This is a genomic window from Psychrobacter sp. CCUG 69069 (genome assembly GCF_021023115.1).
GTDB classification, from domain to species: Bacteria; Pseudomonadota; Gammaproteobacteria; order Pseudomonadales; family Moraxellaceae; genus Psychrobacter; species Psychrobacter namhaensis.
In genome coordinates this window covers 16,775-39,440 of sequence record NZ_QQAI01000020.1, presented here as the reverse complement: position 1 = coordinate 39,440, position 22,666 = coordinate 16,775, and the positions used below count along the sequence as shown (strand labels likewise).

General features: G+C 45.3%; 19 protein-coding genes, 1 tRNA gene and 1 pseudogene. 5 read left to right on the top strand and 16 right to left on the bottom strand.

Going from position 1 to position 22,666, the window contains the following annotated elements; genetic code table 11:
• Positions 1 to 273 precede the first annotated feature (273 nt).
• Together DVY93_RS12540 and DVY93_RS11145 are read right to left on the bottom strand one after the other, a co-directional pair.
• Positions 274 to 469: pseudogene (locus DVY93_RS12540) on the bottom strand (Arm DNA-binding domain-containing protein); the annotation flags it as partial.
• An 11-nt stretch (positions 470 to 480) separates the two neighbouring features.
• Entirely contained in the window at positions 481 to 696 is a 216-nt protein-coding gene (locus DVY93_RS11145) for a hypothetical protein (protein ID WP_025645163.1), read from the bottom strand.
• 117 nt (positions 697 to 813) lie between these two features.
• On the opposite strand from DVY93_RS11145, the gene DVY93_RS11140 reads away from it, so the two are divergent.
• Entirely contained in the window at positions 814 to 1,041 is a 228-nt protein-coding gene (locus tag DVY93_RS11140) for a helix-turn-helix domain-containing protein (protein ID WP_230710832.1), read from the top strand.
• Positions 1,042 to 1,259: 218 nt separating this feature from the next.
• Here DVY93_RS11140 and DVY93_RS11135 read toward each other — a convergent pair.
• Positions 1,260 to 1,336: transfer RNA gene (locus DVY93_RS11135), tRNA-Val, on the bottom strand.
• A gap of 286 nt (positions 1,337 to 1,622) precedes the next feature.
• On the opposite strand from DVY93_RS11135, the gene DVY93_RS11130 reads away from it, so the two are divergent.
• Positions 1,623 to 2,600, top strand: coding sequence for a glutathione S-transferase family protein (locus tag DVY93_RS11130; protein WP_230710831.1), 978 nt, complete (start codon positions 1,623 to 1,625; stop codon positions 2,598 to 2,600).
• A 119-nt stretch (positions 2,601 to 2,719) separates the two neighbouring features.
• Here DVY93_RS11130 and hemB read toward each other — a convergent pair whose 3' ends face one another.
• The 5 genes from hemB to DVY93_RS11105 form a co-directional block, all read right to left on the bottom strand.
• Positions 2,720 to 3,727, bottom strand: a complete 1,008-nt coding sequence (gene hemB / locus DVY93_RS11125; protein ID WP_230710829.1) for a porphobilinogen synthase — start codon at positions 3,725 to 3,727, stop codon at positions 2,720 to 2,722.
• 267 nt (positions 3,728 to 3,994) lie between these two features.
• Positions 3,995 to 5,803: an efflux transporter outer membrane subunit gene (locus DVY93_RS11120; RefSeq protein ID WP_230710827.1), complete on the bottom strand. Its 1,809-nt coding sequence runs from the start codon at positions 5,801 to 5,803 to the stop codon at positions 3,995 to 3,997.
• Positions 5,803 to 9,030 (bottom strand): efflux RND transporter permease subunit, encoded by a 3,228-nt coding sequence (locus tag DVY93_RS11115; protein WP_230710826.1) that lies wholly within the window; start codon positions 9,028 to 9,030, stop codon positions 5,803 to 5,805. The genes DVY93_RS11120 and DVY93_RS11115 overlap by 1 nt, the downstream gene beginning before the upstream one ends.
• A gap of 35 nt (positions 9,031 to 9,065) precedes the next feature.
• Positions 9,066 to 10,457, bottom strand: a complete 1,392-nt coding sequence (locus DVY93_RS11110; RefSeq protein ID WP_230710824.1) for an efflux RND transporter periplasmic adaptor subunit — start codon at positions 10,455 to 10,457, stop codon at positions 9,066 to 9,068.
• Between the two features lie 607 nt (positions 10,458 to 11,064).
• Entirely contained in the window at positions 11,065 to 12,093 is a 1,029-nt protein-coding gene (locus DVY93_RS11105; protein ID WP_230710822.1) for a polyprenyl synthetase family protein, read from the bottom strand.
• A 568-nt stretch (positions 12,094 to 12,661) separates the two neighbouring features.
• Between DVY93_RS11105 and rplU the strand changes: the two genes are divergently transcribed.
• The 3 genes from rplU to lolA all read left to right on the top strand — a co-directional run bounded on the left by rplU (position 12,662) and on the right by lolA (position 14,399).
• A complete protein-coding gene (gene rplU / locus DVY93_RS11100; RefSeq protein WP_230710820.1) occupies positions 12,662 to 12,973 on the top strand; it encodes a 50S ribosomal protein L21 in 312 nt (103 codons plus the stop codon).
• A 91-nt stretch (positions 12,974 to 13,064) separates the two neighbouring features.
• Positions 13,065 to 13,322, top strand: a complete 258-nt coding sequence (rpmA, locus tag DVY93_RS11095) for a 50S ribosomal protein L27 (protein WP_193004881.1) — start codon at positions 13,065 to 13,067, stop codon at positions 13,320 to 13,322.
• A 378-nt stretch (positions 13,323 to 13,700) separates the two neighbouring features.
• Positions 13,701 to 14,399, top strand: coding sequence for an outer membrane lipoprotein chaperone LolA (gene lolA, locus DVY93_RS11090; protein ID WP_230710818.1), 699 nt, complete (start codon positions 13,701 to 13,703; stop codon positions 14,397 to 14,399).
• 139 nt (positions 14,400 to 14,538) lie between these two features.
• Here lolA and scpB read toward each other — a convergent pair whose 3' ends face one another.
• From scpB to mrdA, 8 genes are all read right to left on the bottom strand, one after another.
• Entirely contained in the window at positions 14,539 to 15,153 is a 615-nt protein-coding gene (scpB, locus tag DVY93_RS11085; RefSeq protein ID WP_193004880.1) for an SMC-Scp complex subunit ScpB, read from the bottom strand.
• Positions 15,154 to 15,174: 21 nt separating this feature from the next.
• Complete coding sequence (locus DVY93_RS11080; RefSeq protein ID WP_230710838.1) at positions 15,175 to 15,996, bottom strand: segregation and condensation protein A; 822 nt, start codon at positions 15,994 to 15,996, stop codon at positions 15,175 to 15,177.
• A gap of 173 nt (positions 15,997 to 16,169) precedes the next feature.
• Positions 16,170 to 17,252 carry a tryptophan--tRNA ligase gene (locus DVY93_RS11075; RefSeq protein WP_193004879.1) on the bottom strand — a complete coding sequence of 361 codons (1,083 nt, stop codon included), beginning with the start codon at positions 17,250 to 17,252 and terminating at the stop codon, positions 16,170 to 16,172.
• A gap of 126 nt (positions 17,253 to 17,378) precedes the next feature.
• Positions 17,379 to 18,479 (bottom strand): LpxL/LpxP family acyltransferase, encoded by a 1,101-nt coding sequence (locus DVY93_RS11070; RefSeq protein WP_230710816.1) that lies wholly within the window; start codon positions 18,477 to 18,479, stop codon positions 17,379 to 17,381.
• A gap of 338 nt (positions 18,480 to 18,817) precedes the next feature.
• Complete coding sequence (gene rpsI / locus DVY93_RS11065; protein WP_021813618.1) at positions 18,818 to 19,204, bottom strand: 30S ribosomal protein S9; 387 nt, start codon at positions 19,202 to 19,204, stop codon at positions 18,818 to 18,820.
• Between the two features lie 10 nt (positions 19,205 to 19,214).
• Entirely contained in the window at positions 19,215 to 19,643 is a 429-nt protein-coding gene (gene rplM / locus DVY93_RS11060) for a 50S ribosomal protein L13 (protein WP_062845079.1), read from the bottom strand.
• 272 nt (positions 19,644 to 19,915) lie between these two features.
• The gene (gene rsmD, locus DVY93_RS11055; RefSeq protein ID WP_230710814.1) at positions 19,916 to 20,602 is read right to left on the bottom strand and encodes a 16S rRNA (guanine(966)-N(2))-methyltransferase RsmD; all 687 of its coding nucleotides are present in this window, start codon (positions 20,600 to 20,602) and stop codon (positions 19,916 to 19,918) included.
• 22 nt (positions 20,603 to 20,624) lie between these two features.
• Positions 20,625 to 22,598 carry a penicillin-binding protein 2 gene (gene mrdA, locus DVY93_RS11050; RefSeq protein ID WP_230710812.1) on the bottom strand — a complete coding sequence of 658 codons (1,974 nt, stop codon included), beginning with the start codon at positions 22,596 to 22,598 and terminating at the stop codon, positions 20,625 to 20,627.
• Positions 22,599 to 22,666: the final 68 nt, after the last annotated feature.

The following is a 22,666-nucleotide window of genomic DNA, read 5'->3' as shown; positions in this document are numbered from 1 at the left end:
GATAGTCGCCCAACGCTTCTATCAGCATGCGAACGGCGCGTTCTTTAATCTCAGGAGTGTAGGTTTGTTTTTTCATTGTCGTATTCTCTCAGAATGTTGAGTCTCCGACAATCCCGGGGCGGTTCATATCAATAATTTCTTTAATCTTACGTTTGTAAGTATCACGCCATTCAATTTCTTTTTCAGAAAACCATAGTAGAGCAAACTGTTCGAATGAAGTGATGTCACTTTGAATACAGTCTTTGCGATCACTTAATGCCATCATCTCATCGCATTTATCGCTTTTGGGGAAATACTTAGCATAGCTAAATATACCCAAAGTAATTTCCGCTTCCATTTTTTCAATCACTTTTTCAAGCTTCTTACGATTCGCTGGCGTGTCAATGAGGTTTGTCGTCTCCCTACAGCGTTTGTTCATATAGCGAAAGTCGACCACCAACTTGTTATATCTACTTCTGATACTAGCCATGATATTTCTCCTTATTGTAGAGCCATAGCGTTGATGCTACCGGTGACACCAGTACGCATATCTTTTTCGATCTCTTCCCAAACATATAAAATTTTGCGTCCACCAAACGGCCGGATGTAATGAATACCTTCGATAAGCACAGTATCTTTGAGCTCATTACGTATCGTACGAGGGTTATACTTAATGAGCTCAGAAAGCTCTTGGGTAGTTAGGTAGGTATGTGACATAATATATTCCTTATATAAAGTTTAACCATAATGGTACTTTTAAATACCATAGTTGTAATTTACCATAAAATTATAACTATGAAAGTATTTTTTATAATTATAATTGGAGTTTTTAAGATGATAGTTAACCATATCCCAACTTTGTTAGCTGAAAGAAGGCTAAAAGTAGCGGATGCCGTACGAGCGACAGGAGTGAGCAAAACAACTTTGCACAAGATATACAATGATCAGTCGTCAAGAATTGATTTCGATACTATAGATAAACTTTGTGCCTATCTTGAAGTAGGGGTAGGAGATATTTTTGAATATGTAGAAGAAAAGAAAGTAGAAGTTATTGAAAAATAGAAGTTAATAATAGTTTTAGAGTAGAGGTCAAAAAGAAGCTTTTAATTTTAATGGTTTTTGTAGGCTAGTCACGGTTTGGTCACCGTCGCTTTTTTGAGATATTTCGAGCTGATTGTATAATCATGACTATGAGTCGATGTAGGCAAGCATTTTCCGCTACAGCCCATATTTTACGGACAAAAAAAAGCCCCAATCTTAAGATTGGGGCTTTTCGAATCTGGTAGGCGTAATCGGATTCGAACCAACGACCTCTACCATGTCAAGGTAGCGCTCTAACCAACTGAGCTATACGCCTATTTAGGTTGAGCATTTTAGCAAGTTTTCAGGACTTTGCAAGTCTTTTTTACACCAATATGAAGTTATTGTCGAAATACTAGAAGAATCACCCTCTGCATTACTTGTCGTACCTAACTTAATAACAGCAGAGACCTAAAGTTGGTACAATATTGAGAATGGTGTCGAGCTTAATACAGCACAATATAGCAGTGCTTCTAGATAGCAGTGTTCCTAGGGACGTGCGAGATTAAACATACAAGTATTTAGCAACTATGACATAAAATCAAAATACTAAGGGTGATGAGATGGGTTTATTAGTCGATGGACAGTGGCAAGATAAATGGTACGACACCGATGCTAGTGGTGGGCGCTTTGAGCGTGAAGATGCGGGTTTTAGAAACTGGGTAACGACAGATGGCAGCGCAGGTCCAACAGGCAAAGGCGGCTTCAAAGCTGAAGCCAATCGTTATCATCTATATGTGTCTTTAGCCTGTCCTTGGGCGCATCGAACCACGATTTATCGTAAGCTAAAAGGCCTAGAAGATATCATTTCGATGTCTGTGGTACATCCATTTATGGGCGATAAAGGGTGGACGTTTGCGGAGGGCAAAGGCGTGATTGCTGATCCGATTGTTCATGCACGTTATCTATATGAGGTTTATACTGCAGCTAAGTCAGATTATACAGGGCGCGTGACGGTTCCTATTTTATGGGATAAAAAAACCAACACGATTGTGAGCAATGAATCCTCTGAAATTATTCGTATGTTTAATTCAGCCTTTGATGAGGTAGGAGCAACAACAAGTAATTTTATACCACCAGAGTTATTAGCAGAAATTGATGACATAAATACCTTTGTCTATTCTGCCGTGAATAATGGTGTGTACAAGGCAGGTTTTGCGACCACACAAGAAGCTTATGAGCAGCCCCTGACGACGCTGTTTGATGCGTTAGATACACTAGAAGCGCGTTTGGCAAAGCGTCGTTATTTGATGGGGGACACGATAACAGAAGCCGACTGGCGTTTATTTACCACGTTGGTACGTTTTGATGCCGTTTATGTCGGGCATTTTAAATGTAACATACGTCGCATCATTGATTATCCGAACCTTTGGGGCTATCTGCGTGATTTATATCAGGTACCTGGTATCGCAGACACTGTAAATATGAATCATATCAAGCAGCATTATTACACCAGCCATGCCAATATTAATCCCACGCGTATCATACCAGTCGGGCCTGAGCTTGACTTTACGACAGCGCATAATCGTGAGCAGTTATAAGTTGTAGCGTACATGATGGCAATACAGCTCTTTTGTTGTCATAAGGTATCAGTAAAAAACCCCTCGGCTGCTAGTAGCTGAGGGGTTTTTTTACGACATAAAAGTTAGTTTAGGAGCTACTAAGCATTGTTTAACTGACGGGCAGCTTCTAGAGCAAAGTATGTCAAAATACCATCAGCGCCAGCACGGCGGAAGCCAATCAAAGATTCCAAGATAACCGCATCGCTCAGCCAGCCGTTTTGAATGGCTGCCATATGCATGGCATATTCACCCGAGACTTGATACGCAAAGGTTGGCACGCCAAAGGTATCTTTGACTTCACGGATAAGATCTAGATAAGGCTGACCTGGTTTAATCATCACCATGTCAGCGCCTTCGTTAATATCCATCGCGACTTCATGCAGCGCTTCGGCGCGATTGCCAAAGTCCATTTGGTACTGTTTTTTGTGGCCACCTTTTAAGTTGCCCGCGCTACCTACTGCATCACGAAACGGGCCGTAGTAAGCAGAAGCGTATTTGGCTGAGTAGGCCATGATGGCAGTATTGACAAAGCCTTCTGCTTCAAATGCATCGCGCATGGCTTTAATACGACCATCCATCATGTCGCTAGGAGAGATGATATCAGCGCCAGCACGGGCATGGACGAGGGCTTGCTTGACCAATACTTCGATGGTTGCATCGTTGATGACATAGCCACTGTCATCGAGTAAGCCGTCTTGTCCGTGTGAGGTATAAGGATCTAGTGCCACATCGGTCATTACTACCATTTCTGGAACGGCATCTTTTACTGCTTTGACGGCGCGCGCTGTCAGGCCATTTTCATCATAGGCAGATTTGCCATCAGGGGTTTTGAGTGAGTTATCAATCACAGGGAAGATATCGATTGTGGTGACGCCCTCAGCTAATAACTCTTTAGCGTAGTCAATCAGCAGGTCAATCGATAGGCGCTCAACACCTGGCATGCTAGCAATGGATTCGCGCTGATTGTTTCCTTCCAATACAAATACAGGGGCGATGAAGTGTTTAGGGTGCAGCTCAACTTCACGAATCATCGCGCGTACATTGTCGTTATAGCGCAGACGGCGCAGGCGAGTTTCAGGGAACTGGCGGTTAAAAGTATACGTCATGATAAGTCCTTATGTTATGTTTAAACACTATTATTTTAATGGCAAAACTGTGGTCTTATGAAAACCGCTTTATTGCATCAGTTTGTTAAGCCAAATGGTTCTCTGTGGAATAAGCTTTCGTAAAAGGGTAGTCAACACAATGCCATTACTATAACCAATAGCGGGTTACGAAAGCAAAAAACCCTACCAAGTCGGCAGGGCTAATTGTCATTATCGACTGTCAACGTGAGGACAAAACAACGTCACGAGATTATGGCTTGCCACACTTTAAGGCTCAACAATCTGGGTGACTGGTATTTGCTCACCACTATTCTCTTGTAGCATCGTCTTTTCAGTGACCACGCCTACGGCGGCCTCTGTTTTGCCGTCATTATCAATATCAACGACAGCGGTAGGTTCAAAGACAGCTACCTCTGTTTCCTGTGCCTGTTTAATTGCCATGGCTTCTTGAGGAGAGGCCACACGCGCTGAGCTAGCAGCGTCTATCGCATAAGCAGCTTTAGCTTTTGCACTGTTTGCAGGTAGGGTCGCGATTTGGGCTAAATTGGTGTACTGCGGCACCGGAATAATAGCAGTGGGGGCATCTAAATTAGCACCGCCACCCAGCGCTTGGTATAGCTCAACTTGGCTGACGATTTTTTGTAGCTCTAAGTCTAAAATACCTTGCTGCGTTGAGAATAACGAACGCTGGGCATCCAGAACATCTAGATAGTTTGAAATACCTGCTTTAAAGCGTGCATCAGCAATTTGATACGTTTGCTCAAAGTTGTCTTGCAAACGATACTGTGCTTCGAGCTGCTCACCAAGTGTCGCACGGGTTGCTAACACATCGGATACTTCGCGGAAAGCGGTCTGGATAGATCTCTCGTAATTAGCAAGTGACTGCTCACGCTCAATTTTGGCCACCTCGTAGTTGGCATCCAAGCGACCCGCATCAAAGATAGGCACACTCACGCTAGGACCAAATGACCAGCCAACAGCGCCACTTTTGAACAAGTCGTCTAAACTGCCGCTACTGACGCCAATACTGCTCGCTAGGCTGATAGATGGGAAATAAGAAGCACGTGCCACTTCGATATTGGCACCAGCGGCTTTTAGGTTATATTCCGCTTGTAGCACATCTGGACGATAGCGTAGCAACGCACTAGGTAATCCAGCGTTAAATATTTGCTGACTCGTGATGTTACTGACCGCTGGCGCTGGAATCAGGCTGGTTGGAATCGGCCCGCCGACCAAAAATTGCAGGGCGTTACGCGATCTTAAAATGCTGCTTTGTGCCCGCAACACGGCAAGTCTAGCGTTCTCTAATGACGCACTAGCTTGCAAAGAAGGCAGCCTAGGATCAATGCCAGCTTCAAAACGTTTATTGGCAATAAATAGGGACTGCTCACGACTCTCAACCGTCGCTTCTGCCAGTTTCAGCTGGGCTAAGCTGTAGCTTAAATTGGCATAACTCTGTGCAATATTACTAATCAGACTGATTTGGGTAGAGTCTTTAGCGGCCGCGGTGGCTAAGAAGTTCTGTAGCGCTTGCTCTTTTAAACTAGAGATTTTCCCCCAAAAGTCGAGCTCGTAATTGGCAAGACCTAAATCGACATTATACCTGTCACCTGTTTGACCTGCTTGGCGTCGACGAGTATAACCGGCTTGCCCATCAATAGTCGGCAGATCATTGATGTCGGTAATCTGATACTGCGCACGTGCTTGTTCAATTGCTAGAAGGGCACTTTCTAAGTCTTTGTTGTTTTCAAGACCTAACGCAATCAACCCTTTTAAACGCTCGTCGCTATAAAAGTTCTGCCAGCGCTGACTGGCCACACTGGGTTGCTCAGCGGTGCTAATGGTTTCTTTATCAAACGCCCCATAAGCTTGCTCGATAGGAACATTAGGCTCTGCTAGGACAGGGCGCGTGTCAGCTTTTGGAATGGTATTACAAGCAGCCATGCTCATCGCTAAGGTGGTTAAACCTAATAGGCGAACGCCATTTTTGCGCATCCGTGATAGCGCTGGCTGTGCAAGGGTAGCAGTTTCTGCTACCGCTGATGAGCTTAAAGTAAATGTTTTTTGAGCACTCATTATGTATTGTCTCCAAAGCTTGCAGGCTGATAACTCTCAGAAGGCGTTGGGTTTCGTGGATTGGGCGTACCATTACCATCATCTTTATCGTTTGGCTTGTTGTTCTCATATTTATGCGGGAACATACTACGCACCCAAATATAGAACATGGGAATAAAGAAGATACCTAAGAAGGTGGCGGTAACCACTCCGCCAAGTACACTGGTACCGATAGCGTTTTGACTGCCTGAGCCAGGACCGGTGGCGATAAATAATGGCACAACACCCAGCCCAAAGGCAAGCGAGGTCATGATAATAGGACGCAGACGTTGACGCGCTGCTGTCATGACGGCTTCTCGTAGACTATAACCTTCCTCTTGGTGTTCTTTGGCAAACTCAATAATCAAGATGGCGTTTTTGGCGGACAAACCCACCACCGTGAGCAGACCGACTTGCAAGTAGATATCGTTACTAAAGCCACGTAACCAAGTAAAGATCACGGCACCCAACACACCAAGTGGGATGACCAGTAGCACTGAGAAAGGAATAGACCAACTTTCATACAAGGCTGCTAGGCACAAGAATACCACTAAAATTGAGAGCGCATATAGCATAGGCGCCTGTGCCCCTGATTTTTGCTCTTCAAGTGACATACCAGTCCACTCGTAACCCACACCGTCAGGTAACTGCTGTATCATCGCTTCCATTGCGCTCATCGCCTCACCCGTACTCAAACCTGGGGCTGCGCTACCTTGAATGTTCATAGAGGGTAGGCTGTTATAACGCGTCAAACGCGGTGAGCCAGACTCCCATTCACTGCTAGAGAACGCGTCAAATGAGATCATCTCACCGGTTTCATTACGTACATACCATTTACCGATATCGTCAGGGTTAGTACGGCTGCTTGGTTCACCTTGAACGTAGACACGCTTAATGCGGCCGCGATCAACGAAGTCATTGATGTAACTTGAGCCCCAAGCGGTAGAAATCACGCTATTGATGTTGGCCAATGACAAGCCATAAGCGGCGGCTTGTTCTTGGTTGATGTTCACTTTTAACTGCGGCGCATCTTCTTGACCATTTGGACGGACACCGGCGACTTGATCGTTTTGCGCTGCCATACCCAGCAGCATATTACGCGCTTCTAGTAGCCCGTCGTGCCCAAGGTTGCCTGTGTCTTGAATCATTAAATCAAAACCACTAGCGTTGCCAAGTTCAGTAATGGCTGGCGGTACAATCGCAAACACCTGTGCTTCATTTAACTGGGTCATAAAATAACCCATGGCACGACCAGCAACCGCTTGTGCGGTGTTTTCTTCGCCAGAACGATTTTCCCAGTCGGATAAACGCACAAACGCCAGTCCCATGTTTTGCCCTTGTCCGGCAAAACTGAAGCCTGCGACCGTAAAGACTGAAGCGATATTATCGGCTTCTTGCGTTTCGTAATAATCACTGACTTTATCAAGGACGTCTTGCGTTTCATCAAGCGTTGAACCGGCAGGAAGCTGAACTAAGGTAAACATAATACCTTGGTCTTCTTCTGGTAAAAATGAGCCCGGCACCCGTAAGAAGACCACGGCCATGATACCGATAATGGCGGCATAGCCAATCAAATATAACCATTTAAAACGGATGCTTTTACCAACGAAGTTCTCATACGAGCGGCTCAGCTTAAAGAAGCCACGGTTGAACCAACCAAAGAATCCTTTTTTCTCTTCGCTACTGCCTTTTTGATGGCTTTTGCTACGTTTGAGCAAAGTCACGCATAGGGCGGGGGTAAAGATAAGGGCCACTAAGGCTGACAGCACCATACTGGTAATTAGGGTGATTGAGAACTGACGATAGATCACACCCGTTGAACCACCGAAGAATGCCATCGGTACAAAGACAGCGGATAGAATCAAAGCAATACCGATAACGATCTTACTAATCTCACCCATGGACTGTACGGTGGCATCTTTGACAGAGATATGAGGGTCTTCCTCCATGATACGCTCGACGTTTTCGACGACAACGATCGCATCATCGACCAGTAGACCGATGGATAGCACCATCGCAAACATGGTAAGCACGTTAATACTAAAGCCGGCGACGTAGAGTACTGCAAAGGTACCAAGTAAAACGACAGGGACAGCGAGCGTAGGAATAATCGTTGCGCGCCAGTTTTGCAAGAAAACGAACATAACGATAAATACGAGGACAATTGCCTCTAGTAGCGTCATGACGACCTGTTCGATGGACAAACGCACAAATGGGGTAGTGTCGTAAGGCACAACCGAGGTCAAGCCAGCTGGGAAGTTCGCTTCCAGCTCTGCCATACGTGCGCCGACTGCTTCACGAGTCTCAAGCGCGTTGGCGCCACTCGCCAATGAAATACCGAGACCAGCTGCTTCTTGGCCGTTGTACAGTGAGATAACGCTGTAGTTTTCACTACCAATTTCAACGTCGGCAACGTCACCTAAGCGCACTTGGGCACCAGATGTGTCAGTTTTTAATAAGATGTTTTTAAATTCTTCAGGGGTTTGTAGATAGCTTTGTACCGTGACGGTAGCGTTAATCACCTGTTGGTCGGTATCGGCAGGCGCTTGCCCCAATTGGCCGGCAGAGACTTGCGCGTTTTGCGCCCGTACGGCATTAACCACATCAGAGGGGACCATGTTATAGCTACGTAGGCGGGCAGGGTCTAGCCAAATGCGCATCGCATAAGTAGAACCAAACACCTGAACTTCACCCACCCCTTCGACACGGCTGATCTGATCGACAACGTTTGAGTTAACATAGTCGGCGATATCACTGCGATCCATACTATTGTTTTCAGAAACGAAAGCTTGCACCATTAAAAAGCTGCTAGAGGACTTGTTAACGTTGACGCCTTGACGCTGTACCGACTCGGGCAGTGAGCTCATAGCGGCTTGCAGTTTGTTCTGTACTTGTACCTGAGCGGTGTCAGAATCTGTACCGTTTTCAAAAGTCAGGGTCACAGAAGCACTGCCATTCGAGGAGCTCGATGACGACATGTACATGAGACCATCAAGCCCTTTCATACGTTGTTCAATAATCTGTACGACTGAGTTTTCGACGGTTTGTGCGTTAGCGCCAGGATAGCTTGCACTAACCGAAATAGTTGGTGGCGCAATACGTGGATACTGTTCAATCGGTAAGCTAATGACCGATATCACCCCGATGAGCATGACCAAAATAGCCAGCACCCATGCAAAAATAGGGCGATTAATAAAAAAACGTGACATAGTATATCCCTAAGTCTTCCTATCTTTGAATGGAATTATTGAGCGGCGGCTTCTTTTGTTTCTTCGTTAGAATCATCGTTGCCAGCGGGTTTTTTATCCACTGTTTTTGCCGCTTGTTGCGGCGTTTTAGCATTCGTAGCAGATGGCGCTGGATTGGCATTTTCTAATGGCTTAACGACTACCTCTTGTTCAGGTTTAACCTTACTACCACCTATCACAACGACTTTATCACCTGTTTGTAAGCCATCAGTGACGACCCACTGTCCATCGTAAGTACCATTAATGGTCACTGGACGCAGTTGGATTTTGTTGTTTTCATCAACGATGTACACTTGCGTCTCACCTTTAGGCGTACGGGTTACGGCACTTTGTGGTACTAATGCAGCGTTGGTAATCACGCTTTGGGTCAAACGTGCCGTCACGTACATCCCTGGTAGCAAAATATGATTGCTATTTGGGAAGATGGCACGCAAGGTCACAGCGCCTGTGGACTCATCAACTTTTGCTTCAGATAAGGCAAGTTTGCCACGGACAGGGTAGACCGACCCGTCTTCTAGTATCAGCTCAACCGAATTCATACCTGGCTGTGCTTTGCCTGCCGCGATTTGCTGACGCAGCTTTAGTAGCTCAGACGACGACTGACTGATGTCGACATAGATAGGATCTAAGCGTGAGATGGTAACTAACGGCTCAGGTTGACCCGCGCTGACGAGTGTTCCGGCGGTAACGCTAGAGCGATCAGTACGGCCAGTTAAGGGAGCACGGACGATAGTGCGATTGAGGTCTAACGTACTGGCCTCTAAACCTGCCTGAGCGGTCTGGATACCCGCTTTGGCACTTTCGATACCTGCTTGGGTTTGTCCAACAGCGGCGGCCGCACTTTGTACAGCAGCTTGAGCAGTACGTACTTGCGTTTGTGCCTGTTCATACTGCTGCTTTGAGATGGCATCAATGCTGACTAAGCCTTGTAGACGTTGCAGATCATTTTGTGCTTGTGCCAATGATGCTTGGCGGCTGGCTAGCTCAGCTTTCGCATTGGCGTTATTTGCTAGCGCGGTCTGATAATTGGCCTGTGCTTGTTGCACGGCTGCCTGACCGCTGGTGACAGAAGAGGCGTAGTTATCAGTATTAATACGATAAAGTGGCTGGCCTTTTTTGACGTTACTGCCCTCACGGAACAGTACTTCGTCAATAACGCCATTTACCTGTGGGCGAACGTCGGCGGTTTGATAAGCCGCTGTACGTCCAGAAAAAGTCTGTACCTGAGGTACGGTATCAAGGGTGACAGGCTGGACGTTGACAACCGCAGGCGGCATCTGTTGCTGTGCAGCTTGCTCACCAGCGGCGTCCTCGTTTTTGTCACAGCCAATCAGTACAGCTCCAGATAGTACAGATGCTATTACAAGCGCAAGAGTAGAGTGCTTCATCAATGTCCTCGGCAATATGTATAAAATAAATAGTGACAGTATAAAAAATTTATCAATAAATCTTAGCGTATTAAATATAAAAATTAGTATGTACTCTAAGCATCCATACCTCTTTGCCAGTTGGTTTTTCATCAAAATTATTTAGAAAAACCGAACGGTTAGGACATCTGATAGTGATATAGACGTTAAGTAACGGCGTAAGACGCTCTAGCAGCAAAGATGTGGCCAAGCCACAAAGTTGACCAGTAAATTTAATGAGTTATTATAAACTATAGGGGTAACCCCACAGTCAAGTGTTTGAGAATAGGGCATAACGTAAAAAAACAGTTACATTGGTGTGGATGGAGACAGTAAATATTGTTGGAGTAAGCGCTGTCTCTACTAACAGCTAACACACAGTCGTACAATACTCTATTGAAAATAATTGTAAATTTTTGTGAAAAAAGCAAAACCTTATAAGCATCAGGGTCTTTAAACCATGATAAATCAGGGCTGTCAGCAAAAAACTGATTTTAGCAACCTTTAAGTGTGACCATTAAATAATCAGCCAGTAGGGGGTTCTAAGGACAGCCTAGTACTAACAGCGCATGGTTTTATGGCAATACCGCTACACCAAGCGCGCGCTAGCAAGCTCAGTCAATTGATATAAGCCTGTACGATAACGGTTATCAGGCAATATGCTAAGGGCTTGCTGCGCCAGTTTGGTTTCTTCCAAAGCGCGCTGTTTACAGTAGTCTAACGAGCCTGAACGACGCACCAATTCGATCAGCTGCTTAGCATTCGGTGTTTTTCCTGTCTGCACCGCGATACGCAGTTGCTCATAGCCTTCAACGTCTTTTTCTTTTAATAATTCAAGGGCTTTAATGGTAGGCAGGGTCGGCTTACCTTCAGCCAAATCATCGCCAAGGTTTTTACCCATGACCTCACTATCACCGCTGTAATCAAGGACATCATCAATGATCTGAAAAGCATTACCAAAGTGCTGACCGAAGTCGCCTAATGCCTGCAGGTATTCTGTTTTGTCCTGTAAGATAGCGGAGCCTTGGGTGGCCATCATAAATAGACGTGAGGTTTTACCATCGATAATGCGTAAGTAGTCGTCTTCTGTCGCGGCAGGATTGTGCTGATGCTGCAGCTGTAATACTTCGCCTTCAGCAATGTCACAAGTCCCGTCTGAGAATACTTGTAACAACGGTAAACTTTGAAAACCCACCAGTAGATTAAAGGCACGGGCAATCAGATAGTCCCCCACCAACACGGCAGTGGCATTGTCCCATGTGGCGTTTGCGGTTGGCTTACCACGGCGCTGTCCTGACTCATCAATAACATCGTCATGAACAAGCGTAGCGGTATGGAGCATCTCAGTAATCGCGGCTAAGTGCATGGCTTTTTCTGATGGTTTGTCATCAAACATACGGGCACATAACAACGTAATTAGCGGGCGCATACGTTTGCCACCAGCGTTGATGACATGCTGCGAGACACTCATCACCAGTTGTACTTTTGAATTAAGACTACCGAATACTTGCTTGTCCATAATCTCAAAATCATCAGCCACGATACTCTGAATATCAGCATAGCTAAGTGGCGTGGTTTGAGGGGCGGAATGCATATTGTTTAAAGGGGTACTGGTCATAAGAAATAGTCATATTAATTAGAATAAAGAGCGCTTTTTATAGCCTTAGCTTTATACATAAGTAAGGCGTTGTTTTGCCTATAATAGCATAGCTGCCTCTTTAAATTGTTGGTTAAAATAGACCAAGAGCAGAGCAGTCATCTTTTACTTATACGAAACGTACTGCAGATAAAAGGTGGAAAAAACACGGTAAAATTCCCTAACAAGACAATCAGATGAACACTCACGTAGTTGCTGCGTTTACAGTGTCACGAGGGCCCAATAAAAGACTGTAAGTAACTGATTATATAAGTTATAATGGGCGCCGTTGGGCATGGCTCATCAGCCGTTATTGTTGTAGTATCTGTGTTTATATGACACATCGTTTTTGCTGCACTCATCAATAACAGCTTATACAAAGAAACGGTCAATGGTTTTTAGTGTAACCACCTTACAAAAACAAGAGGCGCGGCTTGCTTTTATAAGCAAAAAGCCGTAAAATCTTGCCTTTAATTTTTCCCTGTCGTGTTCGTCGTAAAAGCGTTGGTATAATATCAGCCACGGCACACGGGTTAAACGGAGTCATATCATGTACGCAGTAATTAAAACTGGTGGTAAACAGCACCGTGTAGTCGTCGATGAGCTTTTAAAAGTTGAATTGCTAAAAGCAGAAAAAGGCGAAACAATCAAATTTGAAGACGTGTTGATGATTGTTGACGGCGATAACGTCAAAATCGGCCAGCCTGTCGTTGATGGCGCTAGCGTAGAAGTTGAAGTTGTTGAGCATGGTCGCGGCGAAAAAATCCGTATCATCAAGCACAACCGTCGTAAGCATTATCACAAAGAGCAAGGTCACCGCCAATGGTACACCTTGTTAAAAATCAAAGCCATTAATGCCTAATGACCCATTTAGCGATTGTCGCTAAACAGGGCACTAAATGCTTAAGAGTTGTCGCATCAGCGATAAGTCACATTAACAAGGAGATTTTCTCATGGCACATAAAAAAGCTGCCGGTTCGACTCGTAACGGTCGTGATTCAAACCCAAAAATGCTCGGCGTAAAAATCTTTGGTGGCCAAGCTATCACAGCTGGTAACATCATCGTTCGTCAACGTGGTACAGAATTCCACGCAGGCGAAGGCGTTGGCATGGGTCGTGACCATACTTTATTTGCACTAAATGACGGTGTGGTAAAGTTTGCGACCAAAGGTAAATTTAACCGTCGTTATGTGACGGTTGAAAACGCATAATTATCCACTTAGGTCATTTTATTCTTTGAATAACATGATTGGATAACGAAAAAGTCCCTATTGCCTTATGGTAGTGGGGGCTTTTTTTATCTATGGGTTAATACGGCAGTTTATTTGGCTTCTATAAAGACATAAAAACGTTAAAAAGCGTTCTGAGTCTCTCAGACAATTTTTGTAACTGTACGGGTTACAAGCGTGTATGGGCGGCGTAGCAATGATTGCAAATCATGACTAGGCGCGTAATAAAAAAACTGGCACACTGTTCTCCTTGCTTATGAACGCCAATTTTAGGTTGGTGAGTTAAGCCGTTATAGAAAACAAAAATTTTAATAAGATGTTTTCTTTTAAGCTATGATGCACTTTGAGAGAGGATTAATGATGACTTTATTTGCTAAACAATCGATTAAACAGACCACCCTAAAACAGAAAGTTATGAGCGGCGCGTTGGCGGGGGTGCTAATGACATCCCTTGGCGTAGCGGCGCCTATGATAGCGTTGACGCAGTCTGCGACGGCGGCACCTGCTGACAATCTAACAGCAGCCAAGCGCTTAAACAAGCTGTTAACCAATACCAAAAGTATGACTGCAAACTTCAGTCAAACAACCAAAGGCGCAAGCAGCGGTACTTTTACAGGGACTATGAGTGTAGAACGTCCAAACAATTTCCGCTGGGAAACCAAGTCACCCTCAGAGCAGCTGATCGTTGCTAATGGTAACTCTATGTGGGTTTACGACAAGGACTTAGAACAAGCGACTAAACAAAACGTCGACAGTCAAGTCGGTAACACTCCAGCGCTCTTGTTGTCAGGTGATCCGAGTAAAATTGATCAAAATTTCAAAATTACTCAGCCGTACAGTAACAAAAATTACTACGTGCTATATCCAAAATCGGACAGTGCCAGCTTTAAGAGCTTATCTATGAGCTTTAGTGGCGGCAAGCCTGTGATGATGGTACTAAATGATAGTCTGGGTCAGACCACGTCCATTAAATTTAGTAATATCAAACTGAATCCAAGTATTAATAGCAGTCAGTTTAAATTCAACCCACCAAAAGGTGTGGATGTTATCAATCAGTAAAAAAGTGTGGGTGCAAAGCCGTCAGTAAAAAAGGACAGCTCCTAAAGGGGCTGTCCTTTTTTTGAAAGTAAGATTGCTACATTCAAGGAACTTTTCTGACATCGGTACTTATTTTAACTGACACAAAGTCTTAGATACGCTATGACATGGTTTGGATGGCGTCCATGTCTGGCATCGGCGGTAACTCGTTTAGATGTGTGAGCCCAAAGGCATCTAAAAACTGCGCTGTGGTGTGTAGTAACGCAGGGCGACCGAGAGTGTCTTTATGACCGTTTTCTATTATCCAGCCTTTATCAAACAATTGCCGTAATATGTTGCTTGAGAGTGTCACACCGCGCACATGCTCTATATCGCTACGTGTTACTGGTTGTTTGTAAGCGATAACACTCAGTGTCTCAAGTAAGGCTTGGCTAAGACGTTCTTGACGCTGCGGAAAGACACGCTGGATAAACGGGCTATAACGGTCTGCGATTTGTAAGCGATAACCGCTGGCAGTTTCATGCAAACTTAGTACGCCAGTATCCAAGCGTACTTGCAGTAGTTGTAAGGCTTGTTTGAGCTCTTTGGTAGACACAGATAAATGCTTTTTGAGGACGTTTGCAGTGAGCGGCGCTTCTGAGGCATGCAGCAGCACTTCAATTTGTTTGCTGATATCTTCAATGTATTGCTGCTGTTCATCAGTGGAGGCAGGGGCGACTGTGGTTATTGGTATCTGTGTTTGACCATTTTGCTTTGAATCATCAATATCTACCATGGGATAGGTACTCTTTTCTTATTAAACTAACCACTGTAAGGTGAGCTGCTCAAGTTGACTGTCTGTAGCGAGTTGATTACCATCCGTGGTGGTTGCTGGGCTAACGTTGCTGTCTGTATCGGTCATTACCACGCCAATCAGCTGTCTTTTTATTAACTCAAGCACCGCAACGAAGCTGACTACCACCCCTATTTTACCTTGCGATTTGTCTAGTAGCTCATAAAAAGAGCGTGCGCCATCAGTACTTAGCTGCCGACTGATACTCGCGATGCGATCCGCAAGTGGGACGGCATCAACCTTTATAGTATGCATCTGATAGTCTGGTTGCAGCTGCATTTTAAATAAACTATCAATGAGTAGCGTCGGCGAATAGCTTGGTAACTCAGCCTGCATAACGTCTTGGCTTGGCATGCTGACCATGGCTAAAAACACATCGCGCTCTAGACGTACCAAGTTGTCTAAGCGCTGACTGGCCGCTTTGATTTGTGCATACTCTTCCAGACGTTCAATTAACTCAGCCTTTGGATCACGCTCATCGGTAGGCTTTTCTGGCTTAGGCAGTAACAACTCCGTTTTGATGGCAATCAACGTCGATGCCATCAGCAGATAATCCCCTGCCAACTCAAAATGCTCGGTATTCAATTCACTGATATAAGCCAAATACTGCTCAGTGATTGGTAATATTGGCATTTGTGTCAAATCGACGTTGTTTTTTTTGACCAAATACAATAAAAAGTCTAACGGTCCAGCAAACTGCTCTAACCAAATAGCAAATGCTTGCGGCGGCACATAGAGGTCTTCTGGTAGGTGCTGTACCGGCGTCTGATAAATACGCAAAGACACATTATCAGTCTCTAAGCTACGTTGGTTGCTTTTAGCGCCACTGTTACTGGACGTGTCAGACACTTGATAAGCCCCTATAGGCAAGGCAGCTTGTGATAAAGCCGCTTGTGCTTGTGCAGACAGTGGGGTTGTAGCCACGTTTCATACCCGTCTCGGTTATAATAACCAAATGATTATTTCAGTTTGGCAAGTGGACGAATACCAATAGCGCGGCGAGTCTTGTCTAACTGCTTACGACTATGGCGACGGGCTTTTTCTGCCCCCATTTGTAAGATTTCTTCCAGCTCTTTTGGATTGGCCATCAACTCTTCATAACGCGCACGGAAGGGGGCAATCTCCTCATTGATTTTATCAAACAAGGCTTGTTTGGCATCGCCCCAGCCAATACCTGCGGCATATTGCGCACGCATCGCAGCAATTTCTTCAGGGGTCGCAAAGGCTTTATAAATCTCAAAGATAGCTGAGTCATCAGGATCTTTTGGTTCTTCAGGCAACTGTGAGTTGGTCACAATTTTCATAATGGCTTTATGCATCTGTTTTTCAGAGCTTATTTGCGGATTATGCTCACCAAATAGAGGGATGGTGTTGTTGTAACTCTTACTCATTTTGCGACCATCAAGCCCTGTCAGTAGGGGTATGTCGTTATCCACCACAGCTGACGGTAGTGTAAAGAGTGTTTTATAGCGATGGTTAAACGTACCGGCAATATCACGCGCCATCTCGATATGTTGTACTTGATCGCGACCAACAGGGACATGAGTGGCGTTAAACATTAAGATATCAGCTGCCATCAGCACCGGATAACCGAACAAGCCCATGGTGACGCCTTGATCGGGATCGACATCGCTTTTTTCCATATTGATATCGACTGATGCTTTATAGGCGTGAGCACGATTCATCAGACCTTTGGCACATGAGCAATTCAAAATCCAAGCCAGCTCGGGAATTTCAGGGACGTCTGACTGACGGTAAAAAGTCACGCGCTCAGGATCTAAACCACACGCAATCCAAGTGGCGGCAATCGCCTTGGTCGATTCATGAATGATGGCTGGGTCATAACAACCAATAATGCCATGATAATCTGCCAAAAAGAAAAACGCTTCATGATCGCTATTTTGGATAGATTCAATCGCTGGGCGAATGGCGCCGACGTAGTTACCCAAATGCGGAATACCAGTTGGTTTGATACCCGTTAGGATGCGCTTGTTTTGTGTTGAATCATCAGAGGTGAGGCTATCAAAGGTGTTGTTACTCATGGGACATCCATTACTGTGTTTATCGAATTATTATAAAGGCCTAGGTATTTATGTGCTGTTAATGACGCAAAATATTAGCTACAAAGTATAGCAAATTTTCTAAGCCATTTTTTGGGGAATAAAGGTCTACTTATAGATATCGGTACGCCCGTTCGGCCCGTGTTTAAAACGGCGATGGAACCACATCCACTGAGTAGGATCAATACGAATCAGTCCTTCTAACACTTCATTGACGCGGGTAGCATCAGCGACTTCATTGTTGCTTGGATAATTATCCAGCTCAGGGGTAATCGTTAAGTGGTAGTGCGGACGCTTACCACGCGGCAGATTGTCTGGGGTTTGCCGATAGGTATGTAGGGCTATAACAGCGGGTGGGTGGTCTTTGCTACCCAATTTGGCCATGCGCCGTGATGCCGTAATCGTGGCGGCAGGCACACCAAAGAATGGCGCCATGACGCCTTGCTTGAGACCATAGTCTTGATCAGGTGAGTACCAAATGACGTGTCCTGCTTTGATGGAGCTGACTAAGCTACGCATATCACGGCTAGAGATCTGCTTGCCAAAAATGTTGGTACGGCCATTATAAATAAACCAATCGAGCAGTGGGTTATTTTGCGTGCGATACATACAGTCTAGGGGGAAGAATTGGGCACAAAATAAGCCACCCAAATCCAGCATCGTATAATGCGCGCCTAATAAAATGACCGGACGATTGTCATTTTGGGCGTTAATGAGATGCTGTAACCCTGATATCGAAATGGTACGAGTAAAGACATTGGGGCGAAACCAAGCGCATAAGGTTTCAAACACACCGATACCTTGATTGACAAAGACCTGTTTTGCCATCAATTCACGCTCGGCTTCTGGTTTTTCTGGAAAGGCCAGCTTGAGGTTAATCAATGTATCACGGCGACGCGAGCCAGCAGCTTTATAAATGAATATACCAAGCTGACGACCTAGCCAAAACTGCCAACGTAGCGGTAGGTATATCATCGGTAAAAACATCACAAATAGTAGCCAAATTCCCCAGTATCTCGGTAATAAAAACGCCCACTGAAAGGGTTTTTTGTCTGCTCGCGCTGTGCGCTTACGGGTTTGGGTAATCGTTGGCGTACCTGCAGGTATGGCGGGGGATTTAACGGTATTGCCACGCGGCGCCGCAGTCGGCGTTGGCACGCTACTCTTTGCGGAAGCTTTGCTGGGATCGTATTGTTCGGGCGCTTTCATAATATCCTTTTGCAGCACTATTTATGGCATCGGATTATAGCTATCTGATAGCACTGTCTTAGAGTGCTGAGGCTAATGATAAAAAGTTATTCTTATGATGGGGTAGCACGAGCCTGTTTGCAAGCCAGTTTTTGACAAAGCCCGCTTGTTAAGACGCTGTGGATTTAACACATTTATGCTACTCACTAACTGCTAACCACTTAACGAATAGCCATAAAAAAAACCTTACAAGCTGTGACCAGCTTATAAGGTTTTGCAAATCTACACGCTTATCTAATGTGGTTACTGTCGCTCTGAGAAAAAGACAACCGCAACCAAAAAATAAGAGAGAGCTTTGATTAACGTTTTGAGAACTGTGGACGTTTACGTGCTTTACGTAGACCCAGTTTCTTACGTTCAACTTGACGTGAATCACGAGTAACGAAGCCAGCTGCTTTTAGAGCAGGTTTTAGCGTTTCGTCAGCTTCGATCAACGCACGTGTGATGCCGTGGCGAATTGCGCCCGCTTGACCACTGATACCACCGCCTGCAACAGTCACATACAAATCATATGCGTTAGCAGAGTCAAGTAGTTCTAGAGGCTGACGAACAACCATGCGTGAGGTTTCGCGGCTGAAGTATTCGTCAAGTGGCTTACCGTTAACAACGATACTACCAGTACCTTTTGATAAAAAGACACGAGCGGTAGACGTCTTGCGGCGACCAGTTCCGTAATTGCGTTCCATAAGTATATCCTTAGATGTCTAGTTCTTTAGGTTGCTGTGCAGTATGTGGGTGTTCAGTACCTGCATATAGCTTTAGCTTCTTGATCATTGCATAGCCAAGAGGGCCCTTTGGAAGCATACCCTTAACTGCTTTGTGTAGAACATCTTCAGGCTTATGTGCAATCAGCTTCGTGAAGTTGGTTTCTTTAATGCCGCCTGGGTAACCAGTGTGACGATAGTACTTTTTATCTTGCGCTTTTTTACCCGTTACCGCGATTTTTTCTGCATTGATGACAACAATAAAATCACCAGTATCTACGTGTGGAGTATAAGAAGTCTTATGCTTGCCACGTAAGCGACTAGCGATTTGAGTGGCTAAGCGACCAAGGGTTTTGCCGTCAGCATCTACGACATACCAGTCATGGGTCACTTCAGCTGGTTTTGCACTAAGTGTTTTCATGATAAAACCTTAAAATTAGAATTCGTTGAGAGTTTAGCTGGGAACGGGGCTCTCAAAAAACAGACTGCACATTATAAGCAGTAGCGCCTACGCTTGCAAGCTGCATTGGGGTTTATTTTCGCCTTATATACATTAAACTGCAGCGTTGGGCCAGTTTTTAGCGGTTTTAGATGTTTTTTAGCAGGTATTCCATGATTTTACTAAATGCGGCGCGTTACATAGTTATACTGACTAAACCATAGCGACGGTTGCTCTTAGCAATCACTACACAATTATGACGATGATAGCTGATAAAGTCCAGCAACAACTTGTCCGACTTTGGTTTGTTTTAGACAGTCAAAACCGATTGTCGCTTGATTGGATGGTTGTTGAGTGCTCAAATTCTCGTTCAGCGTGTTTGCCAGTTCTGTCAATTGGCCGTCAAGATCTTTATCCGCTTCCAAATAAATCAGTGTGTCTGTATCAATGAATGACTGTGTAATCAGTGCTGTTAAAATGGGTTGCCACAAATCTTGGGCGTAAGGCGGATCAATAAATACCACACCAAAGTGGCGCTGGGTCAGCTGGTTTTGCGTCAATACTTGCTCGGCTGTGCCCTGAATAATTTGATAAGCCGTCGTATCAAGCCGTAATTGCTCAGCGCTTTGGCGTAGCATGTCACTTTGTGCCGGATTGACCTCGATAAAAGTCGCGTGCGCCGCGCCGCGAGATAACGCTTCAAATCCTAGTACGCCGCTGCCTGCGCAGCTATCTAATACGCAAGCGCCATGAATATCAGCCAATAACCAATTAAATAAGGTCTCACGCAAGCGATCTGGTGTGGGGCGTAAACCGTCTGCATCGATAAAGCGCACAACACGGCGTTTGAATTGACCGCCAATGATACGTACGTCGCCTGCCGCAGCACTTTTGGCTTTACCGTTTCTTTTAGGCTGGCGGCCATTTGAGGATTTCTTCATAACATGTCTCGTTTGCAGTCGCTTACTCAGAGGTGGCTGTCGTCGTGGCTTCTTGTTCTTCTAGCGCCTTTGCTTCTTTTTCTCGCAAGGCGTCATTTCTCAATTTTTCCAAGGCTTTTTGACGTTTGATGATTTTTAGCTCATCGGCAGTGGGTGGCAAAATAGGGTCGTTTTTGCGTTGTAGTACCCAGTAGTCAAATAAGGCGCGGCCGATAGGTGCCGCAACGGCACTACCACCGCCACCGTTTTCAACCAAGACGGCAAGCGCAATTTGTGGGTCTTCCACGGGCGCAAAACCATTGAACCAAGCGTGGTCCCAGTGCCGTTTGTCTATGGCAGACTTATCATAGCGTTTGCCTTGTGCAATAGACTTTACCTGCGCGGTCCCTGTTTTGCCAGCGATGCGATAGCGCGGGGTGTAGATACCGCGTCCAGTGCCGTTTTCTACCACACTTTCCATGGCATCGTGCATGCGTGTCCAGTCAGCAGGCTTGCCGTTATAGTCTATTTTACCATCAGGCCTGGTGATGACTTTAACGTCTGCTGCGCCATCGCTGCTTTTTAGCAGGTGAGGGGTGATGTGATAGCCCTTATTGGCCGTCATGGCAGTGGCATTGGCAATTTGTAGCGGCGTGGCTAAGAAATAGCCTTGACCGATACTGACTGAGATGGTTTCACCTGGCAGCCAGTCTCTACCATAGGTGTCTTTTTTCCATTTTGGGGAGGGCATAATCCCTGATTTTTCGTTGGGTAAATCGATACCTGTGTCTTTACCAAAGCCAAAGCGTACCATCCAATCATGCAGCCGCTGGATACCCATCTCGTAGGCCAATTTATAATAATAAGTATCAACCGACATCACGATAGATTTCTTTAAGTCCACGGTACCATGACCACCACGCTTCCAGTCACGAAAACGATGTGAGTCTCCAGGTAAGCTAAAATAGCCAGGATCATAAATGGTGGTTTCCCAATCACGCAAACCGTAATGGATGGCACCTAAGCCTTCAAATGGTTTGATCGTAGAGCCAGGTGGATACGTCCCTTGTAGCGCACGGTTGTACAGAGGCTGATCAAGATCGTCTCGTAGCGCATCATAATCTTTAAAAGAAATCCCTGAAATAAACGGGTTGGGGTCGTAGCTTGGGTTGCTAACAAACGCCAATACATCACCATTTTTTGGGTCAATGGCGACAATTGCACCGCGGCGCCCATCAAGTTGCTGCTGCGCTATCTTTTGTAAGCCGTAGTCTAAGCTCAACGTGATGTCATTACCAGATACGGGAGGCTTAGTGTCTAACTGTCGCAAAATATTGCCATGAGCATCTGTTTCTACCGATTGATAACCGGGTTGACCCAACAATATGTCTTCATAATAGTCTTCGATGCCGATCTTACCGATCAGGTCGGTACCAGCATAGCGATCTTTATCAATGCGTTTGGTCTCTTTGTCATTAATGCGGCCAACGTAGCCGATGACATGAGCAAATAATTCGTCATACGGGTAGGAGCGTGTCAACTTGCTTTGAATGGTCACGCCGCGAAAGAAGGGTTTACGCTCACTAAACTGCGCCAATTGCGCCTCAGTTAAGTCGATTTTGACGGTCACAGGGTCGTTTTTACTTTTACTGAGCCGCGCCAAAATGTCAGTGATATCTGTGTCCGTCAGCTCAAAAATAGGCGCAAGCAAACGCAAGGTACGCTCTGGATTTTCAACTTCGGCAGGACTTAACATCGCCGTAAAGACCGGCTGATTGTCTGCCAATATAATGCCATTGCGATCATAAATATAGCCGCGGCTGGGTGGAGCAGATATCAGCTTAATACGGTTGTTGTCTGCCTGTGTCGTATATTTATCATGGGCGTAGACTTGCAAATAACCATAACGCACGATGAGGCCACCTAAGCCCAAAAATATTAAAATCCCAAGGATCACAATGCGATTGGTAAAAATTTTATTGACTTGTTCAGTATTGGGAGTTAGCGGTTTATTCATATAAAGTCAGAGCCCAAACGGTCAGTGAGTCAATAAAAGAGGGGGAGATGAGCAAGATGGTCAATCAA